The organism is Sulfolobus tengchongensis, assembly GCF_036967215.1.
In the GTDB taxonomy this organism is placed as follows: domain Archaea; phylum Thermoproteota; class Thermoprotei_A; order Sulfolobales; family Sulfolobaceae; genus Saccharolobus; species Saccharolobus tengchongensis_A.
The window spans coordinates 2,247,082-2,273,923 of the sequence record NZ_CP146016.1 but is presented as its reverse complement, the minus strand read 5'-3'; the positions used below and the strand labels follow the sequence as shown (position 1 = coordinate 2,273,923).

Annotated in this window: 24 protein-coding genes and 1 tRNA gene; 14 read left to right on the top strand and 11 right to left on the bottom strand. The window is 34.5% G+C overall.

Annotated features, from left to right (window positions below; all coding sequences use genetic code 11):
* Positions 1–4 precede the first annotated feature (4 nt).
* The 4 genes from V6M85_RS10990 to V6M85_RS10975 form a co-directional block, all read right to left on the bottom strand.
* Positions 5–1,417 (bottom strand): NAD(P)/FAD-dependent oxidoreductase, encoded by a 1,413-nt coding sequence (locus V6M85_RS10990; RefSeq protein WP_338599961.1) that lies wholly within the window; start codon positions 1,415–1,417, stop codon positions 5–7.
* A gap of 1 nt (position 1,418) precedes the next feature.
* A complete protein-coding gene (locus V6M85_RS10985) occupies positions 1,419–2,426 on the bottom strand; it encodes an adenylosuccinate synthetase (protein ID WP_338599959.1) in 1,008 nt (335 codons plus the stop codon).
* A gap of 126 nt (positions 2,427–2,552) precedes the next feature.
* The gene (locus V6M85_RS10980) at positions 2,553–3,602 is read right to left on the bottom strand and encodes a formate--phosphoribosylaminoimidazolecarboxamide ligase family protein (protein ID WP_338599956.1); all 1,050 of its coding nucleotides are present in this window, start codon (positions 3,600–3,602) and stop codon (positions 2,553–2,555) included.
* Positions 3,603–4,616 (bottom strand): formate--phosphoribosylaminoimidazolecarboxamide ligase, encoded by a 1,014-nt coding sequence (locus tag V6M85_RS10975; protein WP_338599953.1) that lies wholly within the window; start codon positions 4,614–4,616, stop codon positions 3,603–3,605. It lies immediately after the preceding gene.
* Between the two features lie 4 nt (positions 4,617–4,620).
* Between V6M85_RS10975 and purB the strand changes: the two genes are divergently transcribed.
* From purB to tes, 4 genes are all read left to right on the top strand, one after another.
* Positions 4,621–6,039, top strand: a complete 1,419-nt coding sequence (gene purB / locus V6M85_RS10970; protein ID WP_338599949.1) for an adenylosuccinate lyase — start codon at positions 4,621–4,623, stop codon at positions 6,037–6,039.
* A 222-nt stretch (positions 6,040–6,261) separates the two neighbouring features.
* A tRNA-Thr gene (locus V6M85_RS10965) sits at positions 6,262–6,349 on the top strand.
* Between the two features lie 43 nt (positions 6,350–6,392).
* On the top strand, positions 6,393–7,343 hold the full coding sequence (locus tag V6M85_RS10960) for a thiamine-monophosphate kinase (RefSeq protein WP_338599946.1): 951 nt from the start codon (positions 6,393–6,395) through the stop codon (positions 7,341–7,343).
* A gap of 61 nt (positions 7,344–7,404) precedes the next feature.
* The gene (tes, locus tag V6M85_RS10955) at positions 7,405–9,153 is read left to right on the top strand and encodes a tetraether lipid synthase Tes (RefSeq protein WP_338599943.1); all 1,749 of its coding nucleotides are present in this window, start codon (positions 7,405–7,407) and stop codon (positions 9,151–9,153) included.
* Between the two features lie 213 nt (positions 9,154–9,366).
* Here the strand turns inward: tes and V6M85_RS10950 are convergent, their stop codons facing one another.
* From V6M85_RS10950 to V6M85_RS10930, 5 genes are read right to left on the bottom strand one after another with little or no spacing between them, the layout of a single operon-like run.
* Positions 9,367–9,909 carry an MBL fold metallo-hydrolase gene (locus V6M85_RS10950; RefSeq protein ID WP_338599941.1) on the bottom strand — a complete coding sequence of 181 codons (543 nt, stop codon included), beginning with the start codon at positions 9,907–9,909 and terminating at the stop codon, positions 9,367–9,369.
* Complete coding sequence (locus tag V6M85_RS10945; protein ID WP_338599939.1) at positions 9,906–10,646, bottom strand: phosphoribosyltransferase family protein; 741 nt, start codon at positions 10,644–10,646, stop codon at positions 9,906–9,908. Before V6M85_RS10945 ends, V6M85_RS10950 begins: the two co-directional genes overlap by 4 nt.
* A gap of 3 nt (positions 10,647–10,649) precedes the next feature.
* Complete coding sequence (gene gatB / locus V6M85_RS10940) at positions 10,650–12,077, bottom strand: Asp-tRNA(Asn)/Glu-tRNA(Gln) amidotransferase subunit GatB (protein WP_338599937.1); 1,428 nt, start codon at positions 12,075–12,077, stop codon at positions 10,650–10,652.
* Positions 12,078–12,083: 6 nt separating this feature from the next.
* A complete protein-coding gene (gene upp / locus V6M85_RS10935; protein WP_338599934.1) occupies positions 12,084–12,734 on the bottom strand; it encodes a uracil phosphoribosyltransferase in 651 nt (216 codons plus the stop codon).
* Positions 12,735–12,743: 9 nt separating this feature from the next.
* Entirely contained in the window at positions 12,744–12,995 is a 252-nt protein-coding gene (locus V6M85_RS10930; RefSeq protein WP_338599932.1) for a 30S ribosomal protein S28e, read from the bottom strand.
* Positions 12,996–13,064: 69 nt separating this feature from the next.
* Here V6M85_RS10930 and V6M85_RS10925 point away from each other — a divergent pair, with 69 nt between their 5' ends.
* Together V6M85_RS10925 and ndk are read left to right on the top strand one after the other, a co-directional pair.
* Entirely contained in the window at positions 13,065–13,250 is a 186-nt protein-coding gene (locus V6M85_RS10925) for a 50S ribosomal protein L24e (RefSeq protein ID WP_338599930.1), read from the top strand.
* A 2-nt stretch (positions 13,251–13,252) separates the two neighbouring features.
* Complete coding sequence (gene ndk, locus V6M85_RS10920; RefSeq protein WP_338599928.1) at positions 13,253–13,669, top strand: nucleoside-diphosphate kinase; 417 nt, start codon at positions 13,253–13,255, stop codon at positions 13,667–13,669.
* Here ndk and infB read toward each other — a convergent pair.
* On the bottom strand, positions 13,658–15,460 hold the full coding sequence (infB, locus tag V6M85_RS10915) for a translation initiation factor IF-2 (protein ID WP_338599926.1): 1,803 nt from the start codon (positions 15,458–15,460) through the stop codon (positions 13,658–13,660). The genes ndk and infB overlap by 12 nt on opposite strands.
* Before the next feature lie 772 nt (positions 15,461–16,232).
* On the opposite strand from infB, the gene V6M85_RS10910 reads away from it, so the two are divergent.
* From V6M85_RS10910 to V6M85_RS10880, 7 genes are read left to right on the top strand one after another with little or no spacing between them, the layout of a single operon-like run.
* Complete coding sequence (locus V6M85_RS10910) at positions 16,233–16,487, top strand: DNA-directed RNA polymerase subunit H (protein ID WP_338599923.1); 255 nt, start codon at positions 16,233–16,235, stop codon at positions 16,485–16,487.
* 15 nt (positions 16,488–16,502) lie between these two features.
* Positions 16,503–19,880 carry a DNA-directed RNA polymerase subunit B gene (locus V6M85_RS10905; protein WP_338604763.1) on the top strand — a complete coding sequence of 1,126 codons (3,378 nt, stop codon included), beginning with the start codon at positions 16,503–16,505 and terminating at the stop codon, positions 19,878–19,880.
* Entirely contained in the window at positions 19,873–22,515 is a 2,643-nt protein-coding gene (gene rpoA1, locus V6M85_RS10900) for a DNA-directed RNA polymerase subunit A' (RefSeq protein WP_338599920.1), read from the top strand. Before V6M85_RS10905 ends, rpoA1 begins: the two co-directional genes overlap by 8 nt.
* Positions 22,512–23,690 carry a DNA-directed RNA polymerase subunit A'' gene (gene rpoA2 / locus V6M85_RS10895; RefSeq protein ID WP_338599918.1) on the top strand — a complete coding sequence of 393 codons (1,179 nt, stop codon included), beginning with the start codon at positions 22,512–22,514 and terminating at the stop codon, positions 23,688–23,690. The genes rpoA1 and rpoA2 overlap by 4 nt, the downstream gene beginning before the upstream one ends.
* Positions 23,691–23,695: 5 nt before the next feature.
* A complete protein-coding gene (locus V6M85_RS10890) occupies positions 23,696–24,013 on the top strand; it encodes a 50S ribosomal protein L30e (RefSeq protein ID WP_338599916.1) in 318 nt (105 codons plus the stop codon).
* Positions 24,014–24,019: 6 nt separating this feature from the next.
* On the top strand, positions 24,020–24,451 hold the full coding sequence (locus V6M85_RS10885; protein ID WP_338604760.1) for a NusA-like transcription termination signal-binding factor: 432 nt from the start codon (positions 24,020–24,022) through the stop codon (positions 24,449–24,451).
* A 13-nt stretch (positions 24,452–24,464) separates the two neighbouring features.
* The gene (locus tag V6M85_RS10880; RefSeq protein ID WP_338599913.1) at positions 24,465–24,908 is read left to right on the top strand and encodes a 30S ribosomal protein S12; all 444 of its coding nucleotides are present in this window, start codon (positions 24,465–24,467) and stop codon (positions 24,906–24,908) included.
* 762 nt (positions 24,909–25,670) lie between these two features.
* Here V6M85_RS10880 and V6M85_RS10875 read toward each other — a convergent pair.
* Entirely contained in the window at positions 25,671–26,147 is a 477-nt protein-coding gene (locus V6M85_RS10875; protein WP_338604758.1) for a bifunctional nuclease family protein, read from the bottom strand.
* Positions 26,148–26,225: 78 nt separating this feature from the next.
* Here V6M85_RS10875 and V6M85_RS10870 point away from each other — a divergent pair, with 78 nt between their 5' ends.
* The gene (locus V6M85_RS10870) at positions 26,226–26,807 is read left to right on the top strand and encodes a 30S ribosomal protein S7 (RefSeq protein ID WP_338599911.1); all 582 of its coding nucleotides are present in this window, start codon (positions 26,226–26,228) and stop codon (positions 26,805–26,807) included.
* Positions 26,808–26,842: the final 35 nt, after the last annotated feature.

The following is a 26,842-nucleotide window of genomic DNA, read 5'->3' as shown; positions in this document are numbered from 1 at the left end:
TATATTAATCTAATCCTAGTTTGATCGCAATACCTCTTGCAGCTAGAATACCAGTTGCGGCAGCTACATTTATTCCTCTAGACAAACCTGCACCATCACCGGCAGCAAACAAGTTATCTACTACAGTTTCCATATTATGATCTACCACGACTTTTACACTATAGTATTTAATTTCTGGCGCGTAAAGTAGAGTATTTGAAGAAAATATACCAGGTGCTATATTGTCAAGTCTTTCTAATCCGTCAATTAAATTATCAACGACTCTATAAGGTAGTCCCATGCTTATGTCACCTGGTGTCACATCTCTTAAAGTTGGTTTAACGGTTGATCTGTTTATTCTTTCCCATGTACTTCTTCTTCCCTTTTCGAAGTCTATTAACCTTTGTAATATTGGTCTTCCACCACCTAACCTAGTCATTAACCTGGCTATGCTTTTCCCATATTCTATAGTATCTTCGAGCGGATCAGAAAGTTTGATTGTTGTTAAAAAGGCGAAATTAGTATTATTGCTCTTCTTATCCACATATGTTTCTCCATTTACGCCAATTGTTCCATCATCGTAGACTTCCTTCATTATGTAACCTCTAGGATTCACGCAGAACGTTCTAACTTTATCATCATATCTCTTTGAATATAGTATTACTTTTGGATCCCATACAGCCTCAGTAAGTTCATCAAATACGAATGATTCCACTTCTACTCTAACTCCTATATCTAAGGGTCCCGGTATAGTATCTACCCCCAACTTCTTGGCTTGTTCATAGAACCATCTAGCACCTGCTCTACCTGGTGCTACAAGAACGACTTTAGATTCTATTTCTCCTTGTTTACTTGTCTTAAGTAAGAATTTATTTCCTTTCTTCTCTATATCTAATACCTCGTTCAGCTCACTTATTTTAATACCACTTTTCTCTACATAGTTTACGATATTTTCTATTACTATTGGTGTTTTATCAGTTCCCATGTGTCTCTGTCTGATAGGTACAAATTCCGCACCTACCTTTGCTGCCCTTCTTTGAATTTCCTTAACTTTTTCCATGTTAGGTTCAAAAATTCTATCTTTAGGAGCTCCAAATTTCACAAATATATCGTCTACATAATTTATCAAATCCTGAGCCTTATCCCAGCTTCTAGTTATTTCATGTAATTCTCCTCCGATATCTGGGCGCAAGTTTATTATTCCACTGCTAAACGTTCCTGCTCCTCCAAAGCCGTACATTATGTGGCATGGATTGCAAAATGTGCACTTTTCTTTTGGTGATAATAAAGGGCAAGTTCTTTTGATTGCTCTAACTCCTTTATCTATCAGTAATATCTTATAATTTGATATGTTTTCCTTTGCTATATTAGCTAACTCGTAAGCTGCAAATAACCCCGCGGGTCCTCCTCCTACAATCACTACATCATAAGAACTCAATTCAACTCACCTCTTTTCTTAGATCTATCATATCTAACGCATCCTCTCCCGTTCCGATAAGTGTGATGGGGGTTTTCAACTCCTCTTGTAACTCGTCTAACCATTTTTTAGCCTCTACGGGTAACTTTTCATACTCTCTTATTCCATACGCATCTTTAAATAATGCATCTAACTTAGTTATGGCAACTTGCGTAGCCGAATTTATTCTTATAGCGTCTCTAGCTAACTTAATGTTAAACTGAGCTACTCTCCTTAATCTCCCTGTTACAGTGCCATACTCAACCAGGCCAAGTTTTTTTGCCTCTTCTTCAGATAGTTCTCCTTCAAGTGGACCTTTTCCTACCCTAGTAACGTAACTCTTAAAAACTATTATAATGTCATCTACATATTTAGGACCTATTCCTGCCTCACTTAATATTCCTGAAGCTGTTGTATTCCTGCTAGTGACATATGGGTATTCTCCATGATATAAACTTAAATAATGTCCTTGAGTTCCCTCTATAAGTACCTTATATCCATTATCTAAGTATTCTAATATCCTATTTGGTACATTTGTGACGAATCTTTCTAGTTCCTTATAATCTTTAGCCAGTTTTAATTTTCTTAATATTCTTTTACTTTCAGCATACCCCACACCTTGACCAGTACTACCAATAACGTTCATGAGATATTCATCTCTTTTCTCTTCTTGTCTCTCCTCATCGGTTATAATTCCAACATGAGGATCAATATACAATCTATCATAGGTTTCGGTTTCTCTCATCTCTTTGAATAATACTTCCAAAGAGGTAAGAGCACCTGGTCCTAGTGCTACTTCGGTGGACTTATTTATGAATGCTGATGGCAAAATTCTCAACTTCCAAGTTTTATTTGAATATGTTACAGTATGGCCTGCATTTATTGATCCAGTTCTTACACTTAATTTTGGCTTATCTTTAATCCCTAAATAAGCTGCTACTTTTCCTTTTCCTTCATCGCCAAAAAATCCTCCGACTACTAAATATAACATTAAGCACCGTTTTGTATACCTCTTCTTTATTTTATTTAAGCATATCTATGCCTTTTTTATAATGATAAATACGTAGTTTTTATGATCAAACTCTTGATGTAAGCCTTTAAAACGATAATTAAGATTCTAACTTAGTATTTTTTCGGTTAAATTATTTATTATTGCATATTTTATTTCTAGTGCTATTCTCCTTCCGAGGCTTATTGGTTTTCCGAAGTAAAACTTAGAGTATTGACTGCCGATTCCCATATACGCGTTAGTGCCTCCCCCTATTCTAGGTGCAACGTCGTATACCACGAGATCTAGGTCTGGAGTTACCATAACTTGTAATGTAAATGGTCCTATTATCCCTGGTGGTTCTAGTTTTTTAGTAGCCTCTACGAATTTATGACCTATTTCGAAAACTTTCTCTAATAAACTCTCTCTGATTGTAACTGGTTCATGGCCTACTTCTATTAATCTAGGTACTCTATTCAGTTTTAGTTGAATATCTGCAGGTAGTCTGTATAAGGTATCCCAATCACTTTGGATTCTCCTATCTATACTTATTAGCTCTAATCTGTTAAAAATTTCGCTATAAAAATAATTTAAATTAAAATGTGCACCAAAAACGAATTCTTCTATCACCATGTTTTTTACACTTTCTTCATCTATTATATTTTTTCTTAGTAAGTCATCAAGTTTATTATAGAAATCCTCTTTATTTACTGCAAAAAAGAATCCTCTTTCTACTCTCCTTTTAGCCTCCGGTAATTTGACTATTACTGGTCTATCAATTTCTTCAGGTTTAAATATCCTTGGCGAGGGTATTTTGGCCTCATTAAGTATTTTATAATAATTTTTCTCACCTATTCTTTCTTCCCATCTTAGCATGTATCTGTTGCCGAAAATCTTTACTTTCATTCTCTCTAAGTCGTCATATCCTAAATAAACTGCTAGGCTTCTGTTAGGGATAATTATTGCATTCTCCTTTATCAGTTCGTCTTGCACTCTATCTGAAACGATCTCTTTAAAGTCATCTAGAAGGATACATCTATCCATAATGGCTTTAAATTCTAAATATGGTCTTTCTCTCCCCTTTTTACACAATCCGATGGTTTGAAAGCCCTCATCTTTTGCACCATCAAAAACATCTAGTGCAGAATGGCTGGCCAATGCTGCGATTTTTAAATTCATTTAACTCACCACCAAATTTAACTTATCTTTTTCATTGGCAATTTTAATTTCTCGTGCTATTCTTCTTCCCATGCTCATGGGTTCGTCCCAGTAAAGCCAACTATAAGGACTCCCATTCACGTATAAATTAGTCCCGGCTACTATTCTCCCAGAGAATTCGAAAACCACTATGTCCATGTTATCGGTTACTATTGACTCTAGGCAGAATGGCCCTATTATACCCGGCGGTACTAATTCTTTAGTTGTTTTGACAAAATTATTCGCATATTCCAACGCAACTGGTAATAAACTTTCTCTAGCTACTGCCGGAATGTTACCTACAACTACAAAAGTCGGACTCGGATTCGTCTCCTTAATATAATTGTAAGGGAGTCTTCTTAGTCCATCTATATTAGTTTCGTATCTTATATCTATTCCAAAGATTTCTGTTCTATTTAGCATATAACTATAGAAAAATTGAAAATACATTGGTACTCCTATTACGAATTCTTGTATTATTACTTCTTCTTCACTTTTTATCATTTTGCTGTTAATTAGATTGGATATGCCTTCTTTTACTTCACTCTTATTTTTCGCTAAAAAATATCCTTTTCCTCCTTTAGCTCCATTAAGTTTCACTATTACTAATCTATCTACATCTTCTACTCGTTCAAATATCTCTGGAATCTTTATGTGAGATTTCCTTAATAACTCCATTTTCTTCTTTTGATCTGCTTCCCATTCAAATATCTTTCTATTTCCAAAAATTTTTGTTTGAATTTTATCTACTCTTTCCTTACCTAAATATTCAACTAAACTACCGTGTGGTATTAAAATTCCATTATCCTTCATTTTATTAATCTGTATGACAGCATTATCTAGCGAATCGTAAGAGAGGATATTATCAATAAAACTAAAATTTCTATAAAAATCTTCTCTTTTTTTATCAGCTACTACTGCAGTTTGGAAACCTTCTTTCTTAGCTCCATGTAATATTTGTAATGCAGAATGACTGCCGAGTGTTCCGATTATCATTGGTGTGAGATTGATATATAAGTTAATAAATGTTAAACATAACTTGCAATTAGCCATGGATGAAAGTATATGTCCCTTAGAGTGGAGATATGGAAGCAATGAAATGAGAAGACTTTTCAGCAGAGAAGAGGTATTAAAGAGAAGAATTCAAGTTGAAATAGCGTTATTAAAAGCTCTAAGTAAATACGGTTTAGTAAGCGAAGATGATATTCAGAAAGTAGAGCGAGCTGCTATGACAATAAGGCCAGAAGAAGTAGATGAATTAGAGTCCAAGATAGGCCATGATGTTATGGCTATGGTTGTGTTAATGGCAGAACGAAGTGGAGAGTCTGGTCGATTTATCCATTTTGGTGCTACAAGTTATGACATAGTAGATACTGCATACGCCCTAATCCTTAAAGACGCGATAACTCTTGTAAAACATAAATTAATAAAAATATTGGAAATTATGACAAATTTGGCAATCAAATATAGGGATCTCGTAATGGTAGGGAGGACACATGGACAACATGCACTACCAATAACTTTTGGCTTTAAAATTGCAAATTATATTTATGAACTTTCTAGATCTTTAGAGAGATTAAATGAGGTAGAAAAAAGAATAGTAAAGGGCAAGATGTCCGGAGCTGTAGGCACAATGGCTGCATGGGGGGACAAAGGGCTAGAAATTGAAAAGAGCGTAATGGAGACTTTAGAATTAAAGCCTCATGAGATCTCAACACAAGTTGCTCCGCGTGATGCCTTTGCGGAATTAACTGCTGATCTAGCTATTTTGTCTTCTCAATGTGATAGATTTGCGCTGGAAGTCAGAGAGTTAATGAGACCTGAAATAAACGAAATAGGTGAGGGTGTGGAAGGACGAGTCGGAAGTAGTACTATGCCTCAAAAGGAAAATCCAGTGATATCCGAAAAAATAGGCGGTTTAGCGAAAATTTTGCGTTCTCTCGTAGTAGCTTCACTGGAAAACATTCCATTATGGCATGAGAGAGATCTAACCAATAGCTCATCTGAGAGAATAATACTTTCACATCAATTCTTAATTATAGATGAAATATTAGATAGTATGATAAATCTTTTAAAATCACTAAGAATAAACTTTGAAAATATGGAGAGGAATTTAAATTTAACTAAAGGTCAAATAATGGCTGAAAGTTTAATGATAAATTTAACATTAAAAGGTATGAAAAGACATGAAGCACATCAATATGTGAATAAACTAACATCAAAGGTAAAACAAACTGGAAAGTCACTATTGGAGGTTTGTCTTGAAGATAACCTAATATTAAGCTATTTCTCTAGAAATGAGCTAGAGGAGATACTTAATCCTAAGAATTACTTAGGATCCTATTATAAACTAATTGAAAGAGCTATAAGTTATTCTCAAGAGGTAATTCGAAATTCACAATTAATATTAAATCTTTGACTTACATCTAATTATCTAGCATGGTAGAATCATTTTAAGAGTTTATTTACTTCTTCGAATCATCAAAAATCAATTGCTAGGACATCTACTATACACGTTTGATAAACTCTATGTGTTTTGTTTTGCTGAAGACTCCATTAAAAACTAAATTGCGGATCTAACTTAGAGTTACCCTTAACATTTTAAGCTTTAAATAATCTAATAACGATAGAATAAAATGGTGCCGCCGTAGCTCAGCTCGGTCAGAGCGCCGGCCTCGTACCCAGAATGAGAGAGCCGGTGGTCGCGGGTTCGAATCCCGCCGGCGGCTTAACATTTTTAATAGTATAGAATATGAAATAGATAATGTAATTATGAGACTAAAAGATATAGGCGAGCATGAATTTATTAAAAAAATTATTAGGAATTATGTAGATATTAATCTTTTAGACGATGTTTTTATAAGTGAAAATAAAGGTTACAAGATTGATGGATTTAAGCTTTCTTACGCTTTTCCGTTTATGACGTATTATGATATTGGATGGAAAGCCGTTACAGCATCAACGAGTGACATTATAGCTAAAGGAATTAAACCTAACTTCTATTTGGTGTCATTAGGGTTAAATCCCAATATAGAAGTAGATAAAGCAAAAGAGTTGCTTAATGGAATATCTGATGCTATTCACTATTATGGAGGTAGATATGTAGGAGGTGATCTAAACGATTCAGATTTTAACGGTTGGGTTGATATCTTTATAGAAGGAGACCTCGTATGTGATACAAGTGACAAGATTTTACAAGAAGGAGACCTCGTACTAATTGGTGACTATATTGGATACACAACAAATGTTTTTATTTCATATCTTAATAATTTCCGCATTCCTATTTCATCTAAAGCATTAATTAAGGTGAAGCATCCTATAGTTAATAAGGCTCTTTTGCTTTTTATGAAAAAATATTGTAAATTTATAAAATACTCTACAGATATCAGCGATGGTCTCATAGTATCGTTGTATAACATAATCTATAATTTCAATTTAGGTATACAAATTACTAGTCTACCACTTGATTTAAATGTAGTTAAAATATTGAAGTCGTATTCTAATCTAACTGAATATGATATTTTAAAATATTCTGGTGAAGAATTTTTACCAATTCTTATTTTGGATAAGGGCTCACCAGTAGAGGAGATGATAAACGATTTACAATATTTAGCATATAATCCGTTAATTATAGGGAGAATTACAAATAATCATAATATTTTAAGCTATAAGAATCAAATTATTAAAAATACTGGTTGGGATAATTTTACTGGATGGTATTAACTGAATGTATGTAAGTGAAAGAGAATATGTTTATATATAAAGACCATCAATCTTACATTTAATGGCTCAAATAGTAAATACTGAGAGGCACTCTAGACTTTTACCTGCACCATCCAGTTTCGAAGAAGGAGTAGTGAAATTTGGAGAGAAGGAAATTAAGATAGGTGGACCTTTGCCTACATTAGCTAAAGACGAGAAATTGGTTAGAGTAACGCACTCACTATGCCCAGTTTGTTATAGACTGTTGCCTGCAACTATATTTGAGAAAGAGGGTAAATTATTTATAAGGAAAATATGCCCAGAACATGGCGAATTTGAAGATTTGTATTATGCGGATTCCAGTTTATATTATAAATTTGATTATTGGGAATATGAAGGAAAGGGTCCTAAAGTACCTTATGTGGATCTTAAATCACCTTGTCCTTATAACTGTGGTCTATGTCCAATGCATCATCAACATTCAGCACTTGTTAACTTGGTAATCACTAATAGGTGTGACTTATCTTGTTGGTATTGCTTCTTCTACGCAGAGAAGGCTGGATATGTTTACGAACCAACATTAGAACAAATAAAATTCATGGTAGACCAATTAAAGAAACAAGACATAACACTAGTAATTCAAGTAACTGGTGGAGAACCTACATTAAGAGAAGATATAATAGAGATTATAAGGATGCTTAGAGAAAATGGCGTAAAGCATATTCAGTTAAATACATGGGGAGGAACTTTTGCTAAGCTATATCTAGAGGATCCTGATAAGGCAATTAAATATGCTAGAGCCCTTAGAGAAGCAGGTGTAAATACTATTTATATGAGTTTTGACGGCACTACTAGGAAGACTAATCCCAAGAATCATTGGGAAATTCCTTATACACTAGAAGTATTTAGAAGAGCTGGTATGACAAGTGTGGTACTAGTTCCTACTGTAATTAAGACAGTTAATGATAATGATCTGGGGAATATTGTCAGATTTGCCGCATATAATATGGACGTAGTTAGGTCAGTGAACTTCCAACCAGTTAGCTTAACTGGGATGATGAAGAGAAATATGAGAGCTAAGTTTAGAATCACAATACCAGAAGTAATAAAGAATATAGAAGAGCAAACTAATGGTGAAATAACTAAAGATAGCTGGTATCCTATAGGCACCTCAGTAGTATTTTCGAGATTAGTTGAAGCTCTAACTGGCAAGGAGCAATTTGAAATGGCTAATCATCCATCATGTGGAGCTGGGACATATGTTTATGTAGAATGGAGAAACCATGAGCCTCACTTTATTCCTATATCAAAGTTCATTGATCTAGAAGGTCTATTAGAATATCTTAAAGAAAAAGAAGAGGAACTAAGAGAAGGTGCAAATAAGGTATGGGTTGCAAGCAAGGTATTATACAGCATAAGGAAGTTTATAGATAAAGAACAAGGACCTAAAGACTTTGATGTATACAAGATGTTATATAATATAATAATTCATCATAATTATGAGGCACTAGGAGAATGGCATTATAGAACATTGTTCTTAGGGACTATGCACTTCATGGATCTATATAACTATGATGTACAGAGAGTGATGAGATGTGATATTCATTACGTAGTACCAGATGGGAGAGTAATTCCATTCTGTACCTACAATGTATTAAATGATTTATACAGGGATAAGGTATTAAAGGAGTATCAAATACCGCTTGATAGATGGACTAAAGAACACGGCGAAAACTCTTTAGGAGATGCTATAAAGTATAAGCGAATGGCCTCTATGCTTGAGAACTCAGACATATATAGGAATACGTATAAGTCTTTTAACACTCTGTAAAGTTAGAAATATTTTTCTAAATTAGTTTTTTCTTGTTTTTTAATTTGTTGTTTTTTAGTCGGGATGAGTTGCTTAAACCAAACCCTTAGATCACATTCGCTTCGCTTCTTACAAAGCGTACAACACTCATAGCAAACATTAATTTTAAGTATAGAACAGTATTTTATTTCCCTTAGTTTTCCACAAGATTGACAATTTTCTTCGAAGACCATACTAGTCACTTATTGATCTACAGTTGTTTATATCACAAATATATTTTGCGTTTTTATAATATGGCGAGATCTTAGTATTGCTACCCGAAAATATTATATCTTTATACTTTATCAAAATATTACCATTAGTTATAGTCTTACTTAGGAATATTGAAAAAATATCTAAATTGTATTTTTTATCCTTAATCTCTAAAGATATAGGGGACGGACTGTATGAAGTATTTTGACACTCACCTTTTCTAATCATAATTGAGTCTGGGAAATGAGCTACTGTAATGGGTTTAAAAATATTATAAATATAACTCAAACCACCACTATTTTCTATTTTACAACTAGTTAATATTATATATTTTAGTTTATTCTGTCCTCTCATAATTTCTAATAGCCCCTCTATTACATACCGAATGTTAATTCCGGTCGTTGTATCTATTAAGAGATAGTAGTCATTAATTTCGTTATAAATTAAATACGCGTTTGTATCATTTTCATCTACTATTTTACCTCCTACTATGTATACGTTTTTGTAAACCTTAGCTAGGCTCATACTTTAAAAAGCACCGTTACATTCAGATCTTTATTTGCTAATTTGCCCTTCCAACTGTCAGTGTTAGTCGCTATTATAAAAGCACCTACTACAGATGCATTTGCCTTACTTATCAAGCTATATAGTGAAAGGAGAGTTTTACCACTTCTAATTACGTCGTCAACTATAAGTATCCTATCCTTTTTAGAAATATAATCCTCTCTCAAGTAAATTGTTGAAATTACACCATTGCCTTCTCTTATATTTTCTTCAATATATGATATTTGAGTAGAATCCTTGTGCTTCTTCGATATGATAAGTGGTCTTTCCAATATAGATGATACTATTGTTGCAAATGGTATGCCATTAGATGCAATTCCTACTACTTTTGTTATGTCCTGCGCTTTACTAAGTTTTATAAGATATAGTTCTAGGAATAGCCTTAACAAGCTAGGGTAAAATAATAAGTTAGATACGTCTATGTAATCGTCCTCGTAGACTTTTATCTTTTTTATAAAGAAATTATAAAGAAAATCCTTATTCTTTACTCTAGTTACTATCTCTAAGGCTTGTCTTTCGCTCGGTATTGTTCTTCCATTAACGTATCTACATATTAAACTTTCTTGAATATTGAAAAAATCAGACAACTCCTTATAGGTATAAATATTTTTTAATTCCTTTAGGATATCTACGCTAAATAGTCTTAATCTTAGTTCCTTTTCCTTTACTTGCATATTTTGTATCATTATGATCTCCATCTGTTACGTTAATCCTAGTTTTCGTTTTATTATTTCATTTGTTATTGATGGGTCTGCTCTCTTTCCAGTTTTCTTCATTACTATTCCTACTAGGTAGTTTACAACTTTCGGATCTTTTTTGGCTTTCTCTGCAGCCTCCTTTTCCTCACGTAGTACTTCATCTACCACTTTCTCTAGAAATTCTCTATCTTTTATGTTAGTCATATTCTTTTCTTTAATAAGTTGAGTTGGTGTTTTTCCTGTTAAAATAATTTCTGGTAAGAGCTCTTTAGCTATCTTTATTGATATTACGCCTGAGTCTAAATATTCAAATAATTCTATAATATGGCTAGCTTTAGCTTTACTTTGAGCCACTGTAACATTATTCTCATTAAGCCATCTTAAATAATCATTAATTAGAAGGTTAGCAATTTTTGTATAGTTCTTATATTTCTGGGCTACTTCTTCAAATAAATCCGCTAATGCTTTTTCATTGACTAAGACTTGAGCTTGATAAGAGGAGATATTATACTGTTTAACTAACCTTTCTGCTCTTTGATCTGGCAATTCTGGCATTTCAAACTTAATCTTCTTAATAAGTTCTGGTGTTATGGGGTATGGTGGTAAGTCAGGGTCTGGAAAATATCTATAGTCCTCCTCAGTCTCTTTAGTTCGTAATGGTACAGTGACCTTTCTTTCATTATCCCAATGTCTAGTTTCTCTATCAACTTTTATTCCTTGCAATACGCTTGCTCTCTGTCTAGCAATTTCATAATTGATGGCATCTTCAACATCTTTAGGAGAACCGACATTTTTCACCTCTACTCTTTCGCCACCTTTTACTGAAATGTTAACATCAGCCTTCATAGCACCTTCTATGTTGCAGTCACAAACTCCCAGATGTTCTAGAATGGATCTTAATTTTTCCAAAAATAACCTAGCTTCCTTACCTGATCTTAAATCTGGTTCAGTAACAATTTCTAATAGCGGTGTTCCGGATCTATTATAATCTAGTAAGGTGTACTTACTAGTTAATATAGAGCCCGTAGGGTAAACAATTTTCGCAGGATCCTCTTCTATATTTATTCTTCTAATTCTTATAATTTTCTCATTTAATTTAATATATCCATTTTTAGCTATGGCCATACTACCTGGCCCGTCATATTGCGATATTTGATAATTTTTGGACATATCTGGATAAAAATAATGCTTTCTATCAAATATCAGTTTATCTGCAATTTCACAATTAAGGGCTAATGCAGTTAATATTCCAAACTTAATAGCATTTTCATTTAAAACAGGAATTGCACCAGGCAATCCTAAACATACGGGACAAGTTACTGTATTGGGATCTTTTCCAGTATAGTCTGCTGGACAAGAGCAAAAAAGCTTAGTCTTCAACGCTGTTATATGAACATGCACTTCTAATCCTATTTTTACATCTTCATCCAAGGATTCTCACCCGAATGCTCTATCTCCGGCATCTCCAAGACCAGGTAAAATGTATCCTTTTTTATTAAGTTCAGGATCAATAGAGACTGTAAAAAGATAAACAGAAGGATAGTTAGAGAGTATTCTATCAATTCCATATTTTGAAGAAATTACGGATACAATATATATTCTTTTAGGATTAGCTCTTACAATTTCCTCAAGGACTTTTAGCATGGTACTTGCAGTTGCTATCATGGGATCAGCTATTATTACATTGTCAATTCCAGCCTTTATTTCTGGTATCTTTTTATAGTATATTGTTACTTGCATCTCCTTAGGTACTTCTGCCCCATTTATTTCTACTCTGCTCGCTGCGATTACACCTTGTCTCGCTTTTGGAAATGCCTTTAACAAACCTTCAACTAATGGAACGGCAGCTCTTAATATGTTTATAATTACTATATTATTTAGATCGACTATATCTATCCCTTTTGTTTTAACATTTAATGGAGTTTCTATTTCTATTATTTCATAATCTAAGGTGTTAGCAATTTCATAGCCTAGGATTCTTCCTAATCTAACCATGTTCTTTCTAAAATTAATTTGGTCAGTATTTTTATCCCTAAGCTGTGTTAGTATATGTAACGTTAAAGGCTTATCAACAATATATAACGGCATTAGTTTTTATTACCTCTTAGTTGTTATTTTTCTAGCCTCCCTTTCTGTTTCTCTTAGTATTAGTATGTCACCTACTCTTACTGGGCCTTTTACATTTCTCGTAAGTATTCTTCCCTTATCTCTACCTTCTAGCACCCTTACCCTAACCTGTGTAACTTCTCCAGTTACTCCAGTTCTATCTAAAATCTGAATTACTTCTGCTGGAAATCCAAATTCTTCTATTATGGAGGAACTTTGTGATTGTTGAGCTTTCTCACTCATTTTTCCACCAGCTATTACTATAAACAATTCACTTAAATACTTCACCCATATTGTTTATTTGTGGTTTAAATGCCTAGTGTCAAGCAATGCAGTTTCTGTGGGCACGAAATATCTCCAGGTACGGGACTGATGTACGTTAGAAATGATGGTACAATTTTGTGGTTCTGTTCAAGTAAATGTAGAAAGTCCATGTTAAAGTATCACAGAGATCCAAAGAAGTACAAATGGACTACAAGATATATGAAGGTAAGATGAAAATGGCAGTCCAAAGGACGTTTGTAATGATAAAACCAGATGGAGTAAAAAGAGGATTAATAGGAGAAATAATCAGCAGATTTGAAAAGAGAGGATTGAAAATCATAGCATTGAAGATGGTTAAAATGTCTAGAGAAACTGCTGAGAGATTATATGAGGAGCATAAAGGAAAAAACTTCTTTGAAGATCTCATAAATTACGTAACTTCGGGTCCAGTAGTTTGCATGGTAATAGAAGGTGATGAAGTGGTTCAAGTTGTGAGAAGAATGATTGGAAATACAGATCCTAAAGAAGCACCGCCAGGTACTATACGAGGAGATTATGCTCTATCTAAGTCAGAAAATGTAATTCATGCTTCAGATTCTCTGGAGAAGGCACAGCGAGAAATGTCGATATTTTTTGATAAATTAGATTTGTAAACCTAATCCATAAAGTGGGTCTTCTTTTCTCTTTATTTTTATCAGTTCTTTTATAACTTCCTTCATATCCTCTGTTATGGAACTTGAATACTTGTTAACCAATATCTCCAAATCTTCTTTAGGTACGTCGGTATATAGTACGTCTCCCTCATTTATATGTCTCCCTATCATTGCATTACTTTTTATCGATATTGCTACTTCCATCCCCTTATTTGCTCTCTCAACTGTTTTCTTATTATCTTGGATTTGGAGTACTTCTCCTATTTTTCTTCCATCATCTTTTATTAGCGGGTATTTAGGTTTTATAATTCCCCCTAATACTTCAACGCCAACTATTATTGGGTCGCTGCGCCTAAAAACGTAACCAGGTAGTATCCTTATCTTACCGGGTAGGATTAAACTATCGAATGTACGCCTCTTTTCCATTTCCTTTACTTCGTTAATGTATTTCTTAATGTCTTCAATTAATTGATATATTATTTCGCTATATAGTATCTTTATTCCATTTGTATCAGTACCAGGCAATATCCTAACTCTGAAAGACGCAATTATTCCATACTCTTTTGACCTTTGAGCCACTATACTCGCCTCTAAAACATCTCTCTTAGAGATAGGTCCTATATCAGCTAACCTTATTGGGATTCCTTCACGTTGTAGTGCGTTTACTAGAGCCTCCAAGGTTCCTAAGCTATCAGCTTTAAGTACAATACCGTCAATATCGTTGTAAAACCTTACCTCTTTAATTTCTTCTTCTATCTGTTTTTTGTACTGTTCTATTTTAGATTCGTCTTCAATTACGTAAATTGGCGACCCTGCTAATGCTTCCTCTAAATTAGGCGCTGAAACCTTGACTCCAGCTGCTGCATATGCTTCATCTATTGGTGTTAGATCATATTTGCTAACTTTCATATCTTGTAGTGGTTTAGGAACGAAGATTCCTCTAACCTTAGTAATAATAATACCATTGATTCCTCCTAGTATTATAGTATCATTTCTCTTGAGTACACCGTCGTAGATTATAACATCTATTGTATGCCCTAAACCAGGGTCCTCCTTTACCTCTAATATTACTCCTTTTGCAGGGCCTTCCGCGAATCTTAATCTAGTTTCTAAATATCTTTGAGTTAAACCAGCAAGTAGTGCTAAAAGGTCCGCTATACCTTCACCAGTTTTTGCTGAAACGGGAACTATTGCAACTGTTTTAGTGAAATCCTTTATTCTATCATATCTTTCAGCATTGAAACCAAGATTTGCTAGCTGGGAGACTAGATTATAAATTAGATTATCTAGATAGACTTTGACGTCATTTCTTTGTTTCTCGATTGTTTCTAAGAATGGTAAATCATTGTTTGCTTTCCAACCAGGTATTCTATCTATTTTATTTGCTGCAATTAAGAATGGAACTTTCCTTTCTCTTAATATCTGAATTGACTCAATTGACTGCTTTTGTAAACCTTCTGTTATATCAACTACGAGTATTGCAATATCTGCTACACTTCCCCCTCTTCTCCTTAAGTTCGAGAAGTACTCATGACCTGGTGTATCGATGAATAATAAGCCTGGTATCTGTAGTTTTATTGGTATAACTTTTTTCAGCGGTTCAGCTAGTTTTTCTATGACATAGCTTGGAACGAAACTAGCACCTACTTCTTGCGTCATTTCACCCGGTTCCTTCTTAACCACTGTCGTACCTCTAATTTTATCAAGAAGGGTAGTTTTGCCATGGTCGACATGTCCTAGTACTACTACAATTGGTTGTCTAAGTCTTTTTTCAGTTTTGCTAATTTTCACTCACCCACAACACCTTAATATACTATAGAAGAATAAATTAGTTTACTCTCTTGTCAATTCATTAACGATTATAATATTATTAAAAAGACCTTACACACTACTACTTAGCTTAATTTAATAAGAAGTGTCGTCGAAAGCAGTTCCCATAAAGACACGAAATTTATATGCTATACGCATGATTTACTTTTTAGATCCCACCCTAGATGTGGATGATAAATTCCCGAATGATGGTGGGATTAAAACAAAATGTGGGTTTTCTCACCGTAAGGTGAGTGGGGTTATCCCCCTAATGGGACGGAGAGGAATGAGTGGATTTATCCGCGACTTCGTGAAGTCCACGGGTTTAGAGTTGAATACAAAATATATGAAATTCAATGAGACCTAAACCCTAAATGTTTCATTTCCACATTTTTATTATCCTAGTAAATGCAAATTTATTCTTGTTTATAGAGTAAATATGATAGTAACGGGATAGCTATTATTTCTGGCTAAATTTTATGCATGTTGTAATTGCTTCAAGATTATTAATGCTGTCTCTAAAATTTTTAACCAGAATATATAAATCTATAATGATATAATCTAGTATTTTCTATATATACTTAATATACTTTTAGAATTATATGGAATCGAGCGTTTTGAGCATAAATAAGAATTTATATAGTCCTTAGAAAGCAATCTGCAGTTAGCTTGTTAACATTTCGTAAAATATCAATGTTATAAGCAACAGTAAAACTCTTATTAACCAAATGCAGTATGTGAATAATGGTTAATAATGAGAGGATCATCTAATAAGAAGATTGATCCAAGGATTCACTATCTTGTGCCTAAACATGAGGTTCTTAGTATTGAGGAAGCATATAAAATTTTGAAAGAATTAGGTATTAAGCCGGAGCAATTACCTTGGATAAGAGCATCAGATCCGGTAGTTAAGATCATTGGAGCAAAGCCAGGAGATATAATTAGAATCGTAAGGAAAAGTTCGTTATACGGAGAAGTTGTTTCGTATAGGTATGTAATTAGTGGGTGAGTTAAATTGTCAAGTATTTTAAGCGTTGATGAGAGATGGAGAATAATAGAAGCTTACTTTAGGTCTAAAGGATTAGTTAGACAGCACTTAGATTCTTATAATGACTTTGTAAGAAATAAGCTTCAAGAAATCATAGATGAACAAGGTGAGATACCAACAGAAATACCTGGTTTAAAAGTAAGGCTAGGTAAGATAAGAGTAGGAAAGCCTAGAGTCAGAGAGTCCGATAGAGGAGAAAGAGAGATCATTCCTATGGAGGCTAGATTAAGGAATTTAACATATGCGGCACCATTGTGGCTTACAATGATTCCGGTTGAAAACAATATTGAAGCTGAGCCAGAAGAAGTTTATATAGGAGACTTACCTATAATGCTAAAATCTGCTATAGATCCGATATCACAATATACTTTAGATAAACTAATTGAAATAGGAGAAGATCCTAAAGATCCTGGAGGATATTTTATAATAAATGGGTCTGAAAGAGTTATAGTAACACAAGAAGACTTAGCTCCAAATAGAGTTCTTGTAGATACTGGAAAAGCAGGATCTAATGTTACACATACTGCGAAAATTATCTCCAGCACAGCTGGTTACAGGGTTCCAGTAACAATAGAAAGACTAAAAGATGGAACTTTTAACGTGTCTTTCCCAGCAGTGCCGGGTAGAATTCCTTTTGTCATAATAATGAGAGCATTAGGAATCTTGACTGATAGGGATATAGTTTACGCTGTATCATTAGACCCTGAGATCCAGAACGAATTATTCCCCTCGTTAGAGCAAGCGAGTTCTATATCTACTACCGAAGATGCGTTGGATTTCATAGGTAGTAAAATTGCGATAGGACAGAAGAGAGAAAATAGAATAGAAAAAGCCCAGCAGATACTAGATAAATACTTCTTACCTCATTTAGGTACTTCACCAGACGATAGAAAAAGGAAGGCCTACTACTTAGCCTATGCAGTATCTAAAATAATTGAACTATACCTTGGTAGAAGAGAGCCAGACGATAAGGATCATTACGCCAATAAACGATTAAGATTAGCTGGAGATCTATTTGCAAGTTTGTTTAGAGTAGCATTTAAAGCCTTTGTAAAAGATTTAACATATCAGTTAGAAAAATCTAAGGTTAGAGGTAGAAAGCTAACTTTAAAGGCATTAGTTAGGCCAGACATTATTACAGAAAGAATAAGGCATGCTCTCGCAACGGGAAATTGGGTTGGCGGGAGAACTGGAGTTAGTCAATTGCTAGATAGGACGAATTGGCTTTCAATGTTAAGCCATTTAAGGAGAGTGATATCATCATTAGCGAGGGGCCAACCAAACTTTGAAGCGAGAGACTTACACGGTACCCAATGGGGTAGGATGTGTCCATTCGAGACGCCAGAAGGTCCAAATAGTGGATTAGTGAAAAATCTAGCATTAATGGCGCAGATTGCAGTAGGGATAAATGAAAAAATTGTGGAGAAAACACTTTATGATCTAGGAGTAGTTCCAGTAGAAGAAGTTATAAGAAGAGTTACTGAAGGTGGAGAAGATCAAAATGAGTATTTAAAATGGTCTAAAGTTATACTTAATGGTAGATTAGTCGGATATTATCCAGATGGTAACGAGTTAGCAATTAAGATTAGAGAAAAAAGGAGAAAAGGCGAAATCAGTGATGAAGTTAATGTAGCGCATATTGTTACCGAATTTATTAATGAGGTTCATATAAATTGTGACTCAGGAAGGGTTAGGAGACCACTAATAATTGTTTCTAATGGCAAACCGTTAGTAACTAAAGAAGATATAGAGAAACTGGAAGTCGGTGCAATTAGTTTTGACGATTTAGTTAGACAAGGAAAAATAGAGTATTTAGATGCGGAAGAGGAGGAAAATGCGTATGTTGCGCTAGAACCTACTGATATAACATCAGAACATACACACCTAGAAATATGGCCTCCAGCAATTCTAGGCATCACTGCATCTATAATACCTTATCCAGAGCATAATCAGTCACCTAGAAACACATATCAATCAGCTATGGCTAAGCAAGCTTTAGGCCTTTATGCAGCAAATTATCAGTTACGTACAGATACTAGGGCACATTTGCTTCATTATCCACAGAGGCCTTTAGTTCAGACCAGAGCATTGGAGGTTATAGGTTATACTAATAGACCAGCTGGTAACAACGCGATTTTGGCTATAATGGCATATACTGGGTACAACATGGAAGATGCAATAATAATGAACAGATCTTCTGTAGAGAGAGGAATGTATAGATCTACCTTCTTTAGATTATACTCTACAGAAGAGGTAAAATATCCTGGAGGGCAAGAAGATAAGATAGTAGTACCAGAACCAGGTGTTAGAGGCTACAAAGGTAAGGAATATTATAGACTTTTAGAAGATAATGGAATAGTTTCTCCAGAGGTAGAGGTAAAAGGAGGAGATGTGTTAATAGGTAAAGTTAGTCCTCCACGATTCTTGCAAGAATTTAAAGAATTATCTCCAGAGCAAGCAAAACGTGATACTTCAATAGTAACTAGACATGGTGAAATGGGCATTGTAGATCTGGTTTTAGTAACTGAGACTGCTGAAGGTAATAAACTAGTTAAGGTGAGAGTTAGAGATCTTAGAATACCATCAATTGGCGATAAGTTTGCTAGCAGACATGGCCAGAAAGGTGTCGTAGGGATGCTTATACCTCAAGTCGATATGCCATATACGGTTAAGGGTGTCGTTCCAGATATAATATTAAATCCTCACGCACTACCATCTAGAATGACGTTAGGGCAAATTATGGAGGGGATAGCAGGTAAATATGCTTCACTGTCTGGGAATCTTGTAGACGCAACGCCGTTCTATAAGATTCCGATAGAGCAATTGCAGAAAGAAATATTGAAATATGGATATCTTCCTGACGCTACAGAAGTTGTTTATGATGGCAGAACAGGACAGAAAGTCAAATCCAGAATATATTTTGGCGTAGTATATTATCAGAAGCTACATCACATGGTTGCGGATAAGATTCATGCTAGAGCAAGAGGGCCAGTTCAAATTTTAACTAGACAGCCAACTGAAGGGAGAGCTAGAGAAGGTGGTCTAAGATTTGGTGAAATGGAGAGAGATTGTCTAATAGGTTTTGGTACTGCGATGCTGTTAAAGGATAGACTATTAGATAACTCAGACAGAACGACGATTTATGTATGCGAACAATGTGGATATATAGGCTGGTATGATAAGAATAAGAATAAATATGTCTGTCCAATACATGGTGATAAGAGTAATTTGCATGCAGTAACAGTGTCTTATGCATTCAAACTTCTAATTCAAGAGTTGATGAGTATGATTATTTCACCTAGGTTAATTCTAGAGGATAAGGTTGAGCTAAGTAGGGGTAGGGAGAATGAGTGAAAAAATAATAAAGGGAATAAGATTTGGTGTGCTTTCTCCAGACGAGATAAGAAAGATGTCTGTAACTGCGATAATAACGCCAGATGTGTATGATGAAGACGGGACGCCAATAGAAGGTAGTGTAATGGATCCAAGACTAGGTGTTATAGAACCAGGACAAAAATGTCCTACTTGTGGTAACACATTAGGCAGTTGCCCAGGTCATTTTGGTCACATTGAATTAGTAAGGCCTGTTATTCATGTAGGTTTTGTAAAACATGTATATGAATTTTTAAGGGCAACATGTAGGAGATGTGGAAGGGTAAAAATTTCGCAAGAAGAAATAGAAAAATATTCAAGGATATATAACGCAATTAAGAAAAGATGGCCTTCCGCAGCCAGAAGATTAACTGAATATGTAAAGAAAACAGCTATGAAAGCTCAAATATGCCCTCATTGTGGGGAGAAACAATTTAAAATAAAGTTAGAGAAACCTTATAACTTCTATGAGGAGAGAAAAGAAGGAGTAGTTAAGCTAACCCCCTCGGATATAAGAGAAAGATTGGAAAAGGTTCCTGATTCTGACGTTGAAATATTAGGGTATGATCCCACAACCAGCAGACCAGAATGGATGATATTAACTGTTCTACCAGTTCCTCCGATTACTATTAGGCCCTCCATAATGATAGAGAGTGGTATAAGAGCTGAAGATGATCTTACTCATAAATTAGTTGATATAGTTAGAATTAATGAGAGGTTAAAAGAGAGTATAGATGCTGGAGCTCCTCAGCTAATAATAGAAGACTTATGGGATCTCCTTCAATATCATGTGGCAACTTATTTTGATAATGAAATACCCGGCTTGCCTCCGTCTAAGCACAGATCTGGAAGACCATTGAGAACGTTAGCGCAAAGATTAAAAGGAAAAGAAGGTAGATTCAGAGGCAATTTATCTGGTAAGAGAGTCGATTTCTCCTCAAGAACAGTCATATCCCCAGATCCTAATATTAGTATTGATGAGGTAGGTGTACCAGAGATTGTAGCAAGAACACTTACGGTACCAGAGAGGGCTACCATATGGAACATAGAAAAATTAAGACAGTTTGTTATTAATGGTCCAGATAAATGGCCTGGTGCTAATTATGTAATTAGACCAGATGGAAGAAGAATTGACTTAAGATATGTTAAGGATAGAAAAGAACTGGCATCAACACTTGCCCCCGGTTATATAGTAGAGCGTCATCTTGTTGATGGAGATGTTGTTTTATTCAATAGGCAACCATCACTTCACAGGATTTCTATGATGGCCCATAGAGTTAGGGTATTAAAAGGACTTACATTTAGGCTAAACTTACTTGTGTGTCCTCCTTATAATGCAGATTTTGATGGAGATGAGATGAACTTACATGTTCCACAATCAGAGGAGGCAATAGCTGAAGCCAAGGAAATAATGTTAGTCCATAAAAACATTATAACTCCTAGATATGGTGGACCCATAATAGGTGCTGCTCAAGACTATATAAGTGGTGCATATTTACTAACTGTTAAGACTACATTATTGACTAAAGAAGAGGCTCAAGAAATATTAGGTGTAGTTGACGCTAAAATTGATCTTGGAGAGCCTGCCATTCTAGCACCTAAAGAATACTATACTGGAAAACAAATCGTAAGTGCGTTTCTGCCTAAGGACTTTAACTTCCATGGCCAAGCTAACGTTAGTAGCGGGCCTAGATTATGTAAGAATGAAGACTGCCCTCACGATTCGTTTATTGTAATTAAGAATGGGATCTTATTGGAAGGAGTTTTCGACAAAAAGGCCATAGGTAACCAGCAACCAGAGAGTATACTTCATTGGTTAATTAAAGAATATTCTAACGAGTATGGAAAGTGGATAATGGATAACTTATTTAGAGTATTTATAAGATTTATAGAATTGCAAGGATTTACTATGAGGCTTGAAGACGTAACGTTATCGGATGAGGTTAAGAAAGAAATTTATAATGAAATAGATAAGGCTAAAATAGAAGTTAATAATTTAATACAAAAGTATAAAAATGGAGAGTTAGAACCTATACCAGGGAGAACAATAGAAGAAAGTTTAGAAAACTATATTCTTGACACATTAGATAAGTTAAGAAGTACTGCAGGTGATATTGCAAGTAAATACCTAGACCCATTTAATTTTGCGTATATAATGGCAAGAACTGGAGCTAGGGGTAGCGTGTTAAATATTACACAGATGGCTGCCATGCTGGGTCAACAATCAGTTAGAGGTGAGAGAATAAAAAGAGGTTATATGACTAGAACATTACCTCATTTTAAACCATACGATATCTCTCCAGAGGCTAGAGGTTTCATATATTCCTCGTTTAGAAGTGGCTTGAAGCCTGTTGAGTTGTTTTTCCATGCGGCTGGAGGTAGAGAAGGATTAGTAGACACTGCGGTAAGAACGTCACAAAGTGGATACATGCAAAGGAGACTTATAAATGCATTATCAGATTTAAGAGCAGAGTATGACGGTACAGTAAGAAGTTTGTATGGGGAAATTATCCAGGTTGCGTATGGTGATGATGGAGTATTCCCAATGTATTCAGCTCATGGTAAAACCGTAGACGTAAACAGGATTTTAGAAAGAGTTATAGGGTGGAAGACATGATAGAAGAAAAAGATAAAGAATATTTAGAAGAAAAAGTTAAACAAGCTTCTACGATTTTACCTCGAAGAATCATAGATGATTTAAGGAATGCAATATTAAATAGAGAAGTATTAATAACTAGAGAAGAAATTGATAAGATTTTTGATTTAGCTATTAAGGAGTATAGTGAGGGGTTAATAGAACCAGGAGAGGCTATTGGAATCGTCGCAGCTCAATCCATAGGTGAGCCGGGTACGCAAATGACATTAAGGACCTTCCATTTTGCAGGGATAAGGGAGTTAAACGTCACCTTAGGTCTTCCGAGGCTTATAGAAATTGTTGATGCAAAGAAGGTACCATCTACACCAATGATGACAATTTACCTAACTGATGAATATAAAAAAGAAAAGGAAAAGGCTTTAGAGGTTGCTAGAAAATTAGAATATACAAAAATAGAAAATGTAGTGGCATCTACTAGTATTGATATTGCTTCTATGTCCATTATTCTTCAGCTAGACAATGACATGTTGAAGGATAAGGGTGTTACTGTGGATGATGTTAAAAAGGCTATAAGCAGGCTGAAATTAGGTGATTTTTCCATAGAGGAAGGAGAAAATAATACTTTAACGATAAATTTTGCAAACGTAGATAGTATAGCGGCGTTATTTAAGTTAAGAGATAAAATACTAAATACTAAAATAAAGGGAATAAAGGGAATAAAACGGGCTATAGTTCAAAGGAAAGGAGACGAATATATAATTATTACTGATGGCTCAAATTTGGCTGGTGTTCTTGGCGTAAAAGGTATAGATGCAGCCAAAATAGAGACTAATAACATACGTGAGATTGAAGACGTCTTTGGTATAGAGGCTGCAAGAGAAATAATAATAAGAGAGATTAGTAAAGTGCTATCTGAACAAGGCCTAGATGTTGATATTAGACATATACTGTTGGTTGCGGATGTAATGACTAGAACGGGTGTTGTTAGGCAAATAGGAAGGCATGGTGTAACCGGAGAGAAGAGTAGTGTATTGGCTAGGGCAGCATTCGAGGTTACTGTAAAGCACCTTTTGGATGCAGCAGCTAGAGGCGACGTGGAAGAATTTAAAGGTGTAGTAGAAAACATTATAATTGGCCATCCAATTAAACTAGGTACTGGAATGGTTGAATTAAGAATGAGGCCGATATTAAGGTGATTAAAATGGCAGAACAACAAGTGTCATTTGAAGGTGAGTTAAAGACACTTTTAAAAACTGGTAAGGTTATCTTTGGAGCAAGAAAAGCTATAAAATACGTAAAATTAGGTAAGGTTAAAATGGTAATAATAGCATCAACGTTAAGAGGAGATCTTAAAGAAGATATAACATACTACGCAAAGCTCTCTAATATACCTATTTATGAGTACAAAGGTAGTGGATGGGATCTCGGTACGTTGTGTGGAAAACCATTTATGATTTCCACAATAAGTGTTTTGGATGAGGGAGACTCCAAAATTTTAGATATTATAAAGGAGAGGTGATTTTTTCTGCCCGAGATTAAATTAACACCAGAAGAGATTCGTTACATTTCATTGTTTCAAGAAGTTACTAAGGCTAATGTAAAAGATTGTATAATTGACAATGAAAATAATAGAATAATATTTCTGGTCGATTCAAAAGATATGGGAGTCGCGATAGGTAAGAGTGGTACTAACGTTAAAAAGTTAAGGAAAATTATAGGAAAAGATATAGAGCTTGTTGCATATAGTGACAATTTAGAGGACTTGGTGAAAAATCTAATGAGCCCAGCTAGAGTTAGAAGCGTAAAAGTAGTAAATACTAACTCGAAAAAGTCAGTTTATATAACAGTAGATCCTCAAGATAAAGGATTAGCAATAGGTAAGAATGGTAGGAACGTTGTAAGAGCAAAGCTAATTTTAAAGAGGTACATGGATATTGATAATGTAGTAATAGTTTAAGGTGTTAAGGGAAATGGTCAAAAGTAAATCACCAAAGGGAATATACGCAGCTAGGAAATTAAGATTAAAGAGATTAAAGTTTAGAAGAAGTCAAAGGAAATATAAGACAAAGATCCTAAAGTTGAAGGAGAAATATGATCCATTAGAAGGCGCACCAATGGCTAGAGGTATAGTGTTAGAAAAAGTTGGTATAGAGTCTAGACAACCCAATTCAGCAGTTAGAAAATGTGTAAGAGTGCAATTAGTCAAAAATGGTAGAGTTGTTACAGCTTTTGTTCCAGGTGACGGTGGTGTTAACTTCATTGATGAACATGACGAGGTAATAATTACGGGTATAGGTGGTACGTTAGGTAGGTCAATGGGAGACTTACCTGGAGTAAGATATAAGGTTATAATGGTAAATGGCGTATCATTAGATGCATTATACAAAGGGAAAAAACAGAAGCCAGTTAGGTAATTTTACACTATTTAAATATGATATCCAATAAGTTTTAATGTTTTCTAATCGTTCAAAATTTTTGCTATTTATTGCGATGTTACGATTTTTATGAGTTGGTTTATTTATATACAATAATGATATAATCTGACCAACTAAGTCCATCAAAGATTTTTATGGACTTTTTCTTAGATACTTTTTAATTATTATTATTATTTTATATGTTTATATTTGTAATTAAAAATCCTAAGTTAACACAACTTAATTCTCTATATCTTTCCAAAAATATAATAGGTAGTAGAAAGTCCTTAACAGTTGTTAATATTTAAGGTTAGCTTTAACTAATAGACGTTGAAAGCAGTTCCCATAAAGACACGAAATTTATATGCTATACGCATGATTTACTTTTTAGATCCCACCCTAGATGTGGATGATAAATTCCCGAATGATGGTGGGTAAGAAGAGTCAAGATGTGGAGGGTTTTCTTAAAGGGTGAGTGGGATTATCCTCCTAATGGGATTGGAAAGGATAAGCGGAAAAATCCGCGACTTCGGTGAAATACGAGGGTCTAGTCGACCTCGTTCATCGGGTTTGTATAACTCAAACCCGACTAATATGTTTTATATGAGGATTGAGAGTTGAATACAAAGTATATGAAATTCGATTAGACCCAAACACTAAATTGTGGATCTTAAAATATTTATCAAGACGAGTTTTGAATCTATCAAGCTTTAAGATTTAAATTAACAAGCATTGAAAGCTAACATTAGATTAGAGGGAAATTTAGAATTTTTGCTGGTTTTCTCTACCTTCTTTTTCTTGCTCATCAACAAGGCCCTTTTTTACAAAAATTGGTTTATTCGTAATTATTGCAAGAAATATTGCGTGACTCGGTATCATTCTCTTCTGAATTACAACCCCATCGAATTTGAACTCTACAGTTGCAACATATACTCCAGTATCTCTTATCATATCATCTATGATAACTTTTTCTATATGTTTTGAGAAATCATCTACAATTTCTGGTATAAATGAAATGATATCGTATATATTTTCTCTCTTATCACCGAATTCTTCTTCTTTGTTACCTTTCGTTTTATTTATCGCTATTACAATTTCTGCAGGAACGCTAAATAAGTAGAATTGTCTCCCGTCTTCTAAATAGCAGACTATAGTAGGGATACCGTGAAGTGGCATGAAGAACGCGTCAACGGAATTGACTTTTATGAAATCCTCATCCTTAATGGGTTGGAGGTTCATCATCTATACACTATCATATACTTATGTATCATAAATTTAAATATCCAAATCATAGATAGCATTAGAGGTAACAAATAGATGTCATTGGAGAACTTGCAGTTAGATATTAAAGTGTTTGGCAAGTGGGATACAAAGGTTGAGGTAAGAGATCCCAGTTTAAAGAAATATATTTCTCTTATGCCAGTTTATTTACCACATACTGGAGGTAGGCATGAACACAGAAGATTCGGAAAAGCCAAAGTGCCAATAGTGGAAAGATTAGTAAATCAAATAATGAGGCCTGGTAGAAACAAAGGAAAGAAACATTTAGCGTATAATATTGTAAAATTGGCATTTGACATAATTTATCTAAAAACTAACCAAAATCCAATACAAGTGTTAGTTAGAGCCATAGAGAATAGTGCACCTAGAGAAGAAGTAACAAGAATAATGTACGGTGGTATTGTATACTACGTGGCAGTTGACGTTTCACCACAGAGAAGGATAGATTTAGCGCTGAGGCATATCGCTCTTGGTGCTAAGGATTCGTCATTTAATAATCCGAAGCCTATAGAAGAGGCATTAGCTGAAGAGATAATTGCGGCTGCAAATAATGATCCAAAAAGCTTTGCAATAAAAAGAAAAGAAGAGATAGAAAGAATAGCGTTAAGTTCAAGGTAAACTTTTATTAACTCTATCACTATATCGGTTAGGAG

Bases quoted from the DNA above. Each gene is read 5' to 3' on its own strand.
- V6M85_RS10985 (WP_338599959.1), bottom strand. From the start codon at position 2,426: ATGTTATATTTAGTAGTCGGAGGATTTTTTGGCGATGAAGGAAAAGGA.
- V6M85_RS10980 (WP_338599956.1), bottom strand. From the start codon at position 3,602: ATGAATTTAAAAATCGCAGCATTGGCCAGCCATTCTGCACTAGATGTT.
- V6M85_RS10975 (WP_338599953.1), bottom strand. From the start codon at position 4,616: ATGATAATCGGAACACTCGGCAGTCATTCTGCATTACAAATATTACAT.
- V6M85_RS10960 (WP_338599946.1), top strand. From the start codon at position 6,393: ATGAGACTAAAAGATATAGGCGAGCATGAATTTATTAAAAAAATTATT.
- tes (WP_338599943.1), top strand. From the start codon at position 7,405: ATGGCTCAAATAGTAAATACTGAGAGGCACTCTAGACTTTTACCTGCA.
- V6M85_RS10950 (WP_338599941.1), bottom strand. From the start codon at position 9,909: ATGAGCCTAGCTAAGGTTTACAAAAACGTATACATAGTAGGAGGTAAA.
- V6M85_RS10945 (WP_338599939.1), bottom strand. From the start codon at position 10,646: ATGGAGATCATAATGATACAAAATATGCAAGTAAAGGAAAAGGAACTA.
- upp (WP_338599934.1), bottom strand. From the start codon at position 12,734: ATGCCGTTATATATTGTTGATAAGCCTTTAACGTTACATATACTAACA.
- V6M85_RS10930 (WP_338599932.1), bottom strand. From the start codon at position 12,995: ATGAGTGAGAAAGCTCAACAATCACAAAGTTCCTCCATAATAGAAGAA.
- V6M85_RS10925 (WP_338599930.1), top strand. From the start codon at position 13,065: ATGCCTAGTGTCAAGCAATGCAGTTTCTGTGGGCACGAAATATCTCCA.
- ndk (WP_338599928.1), top strand. From the start codon at position 13,253: ATGGCAGTCCAAAGGACGTTTGTAATGATAAAACCAGATGGAGTAAAA.
- V6M85_RS10910 (WP_338599923.1), top strand. From the start codon at position 16,233: ATGAGAGGATCATCTAATAAGAAGATTGATCCAAGGATTCACTATCTT.
- rpoA1 (WP_338599920.1), top strand. From the start codon at position 19,873: ATGAGTGAAAAAATAATAAAGGGAATAAGATTTGGTGTGCTTTCTCCA.
- rpoA2 (WP_338599918.1), top strand. From the start codon at position 22,512: ATGATAGAAGAAAAAGATAAAGAATATTTAGAAGAAAAAGTTAAACAA.
- V6M85_RS10890 (WP_338599916.1), top strand. From the start codon at position 23,696: ATGGCAGAACAACAAGTGTCATTTGAAGGTGAGTTAAAGACACTTTTA.
- V6M85_RS10880 (WP_338599913.1), top strand. From the start codon at position 24,465: ATGGTCAAAAGTAAATCACCAAAGGGAATATACGCAGCTAGGAAATTA.
- V6M85_RS10875 (WP_338604758.1), bottom strand. From the start codon at position 26,147: ATGAACCTCCAACCCATTAAGGATGAGGATTTCATAAAAGTCAATTCC.
- V6M85_RS10870 (WP_338599911.1), top strand. From the start codon at position 26,226: ATGTCATTGGAGAACTTGCAGTTAGATATTAAAGTGTTTGGCAAGTGG.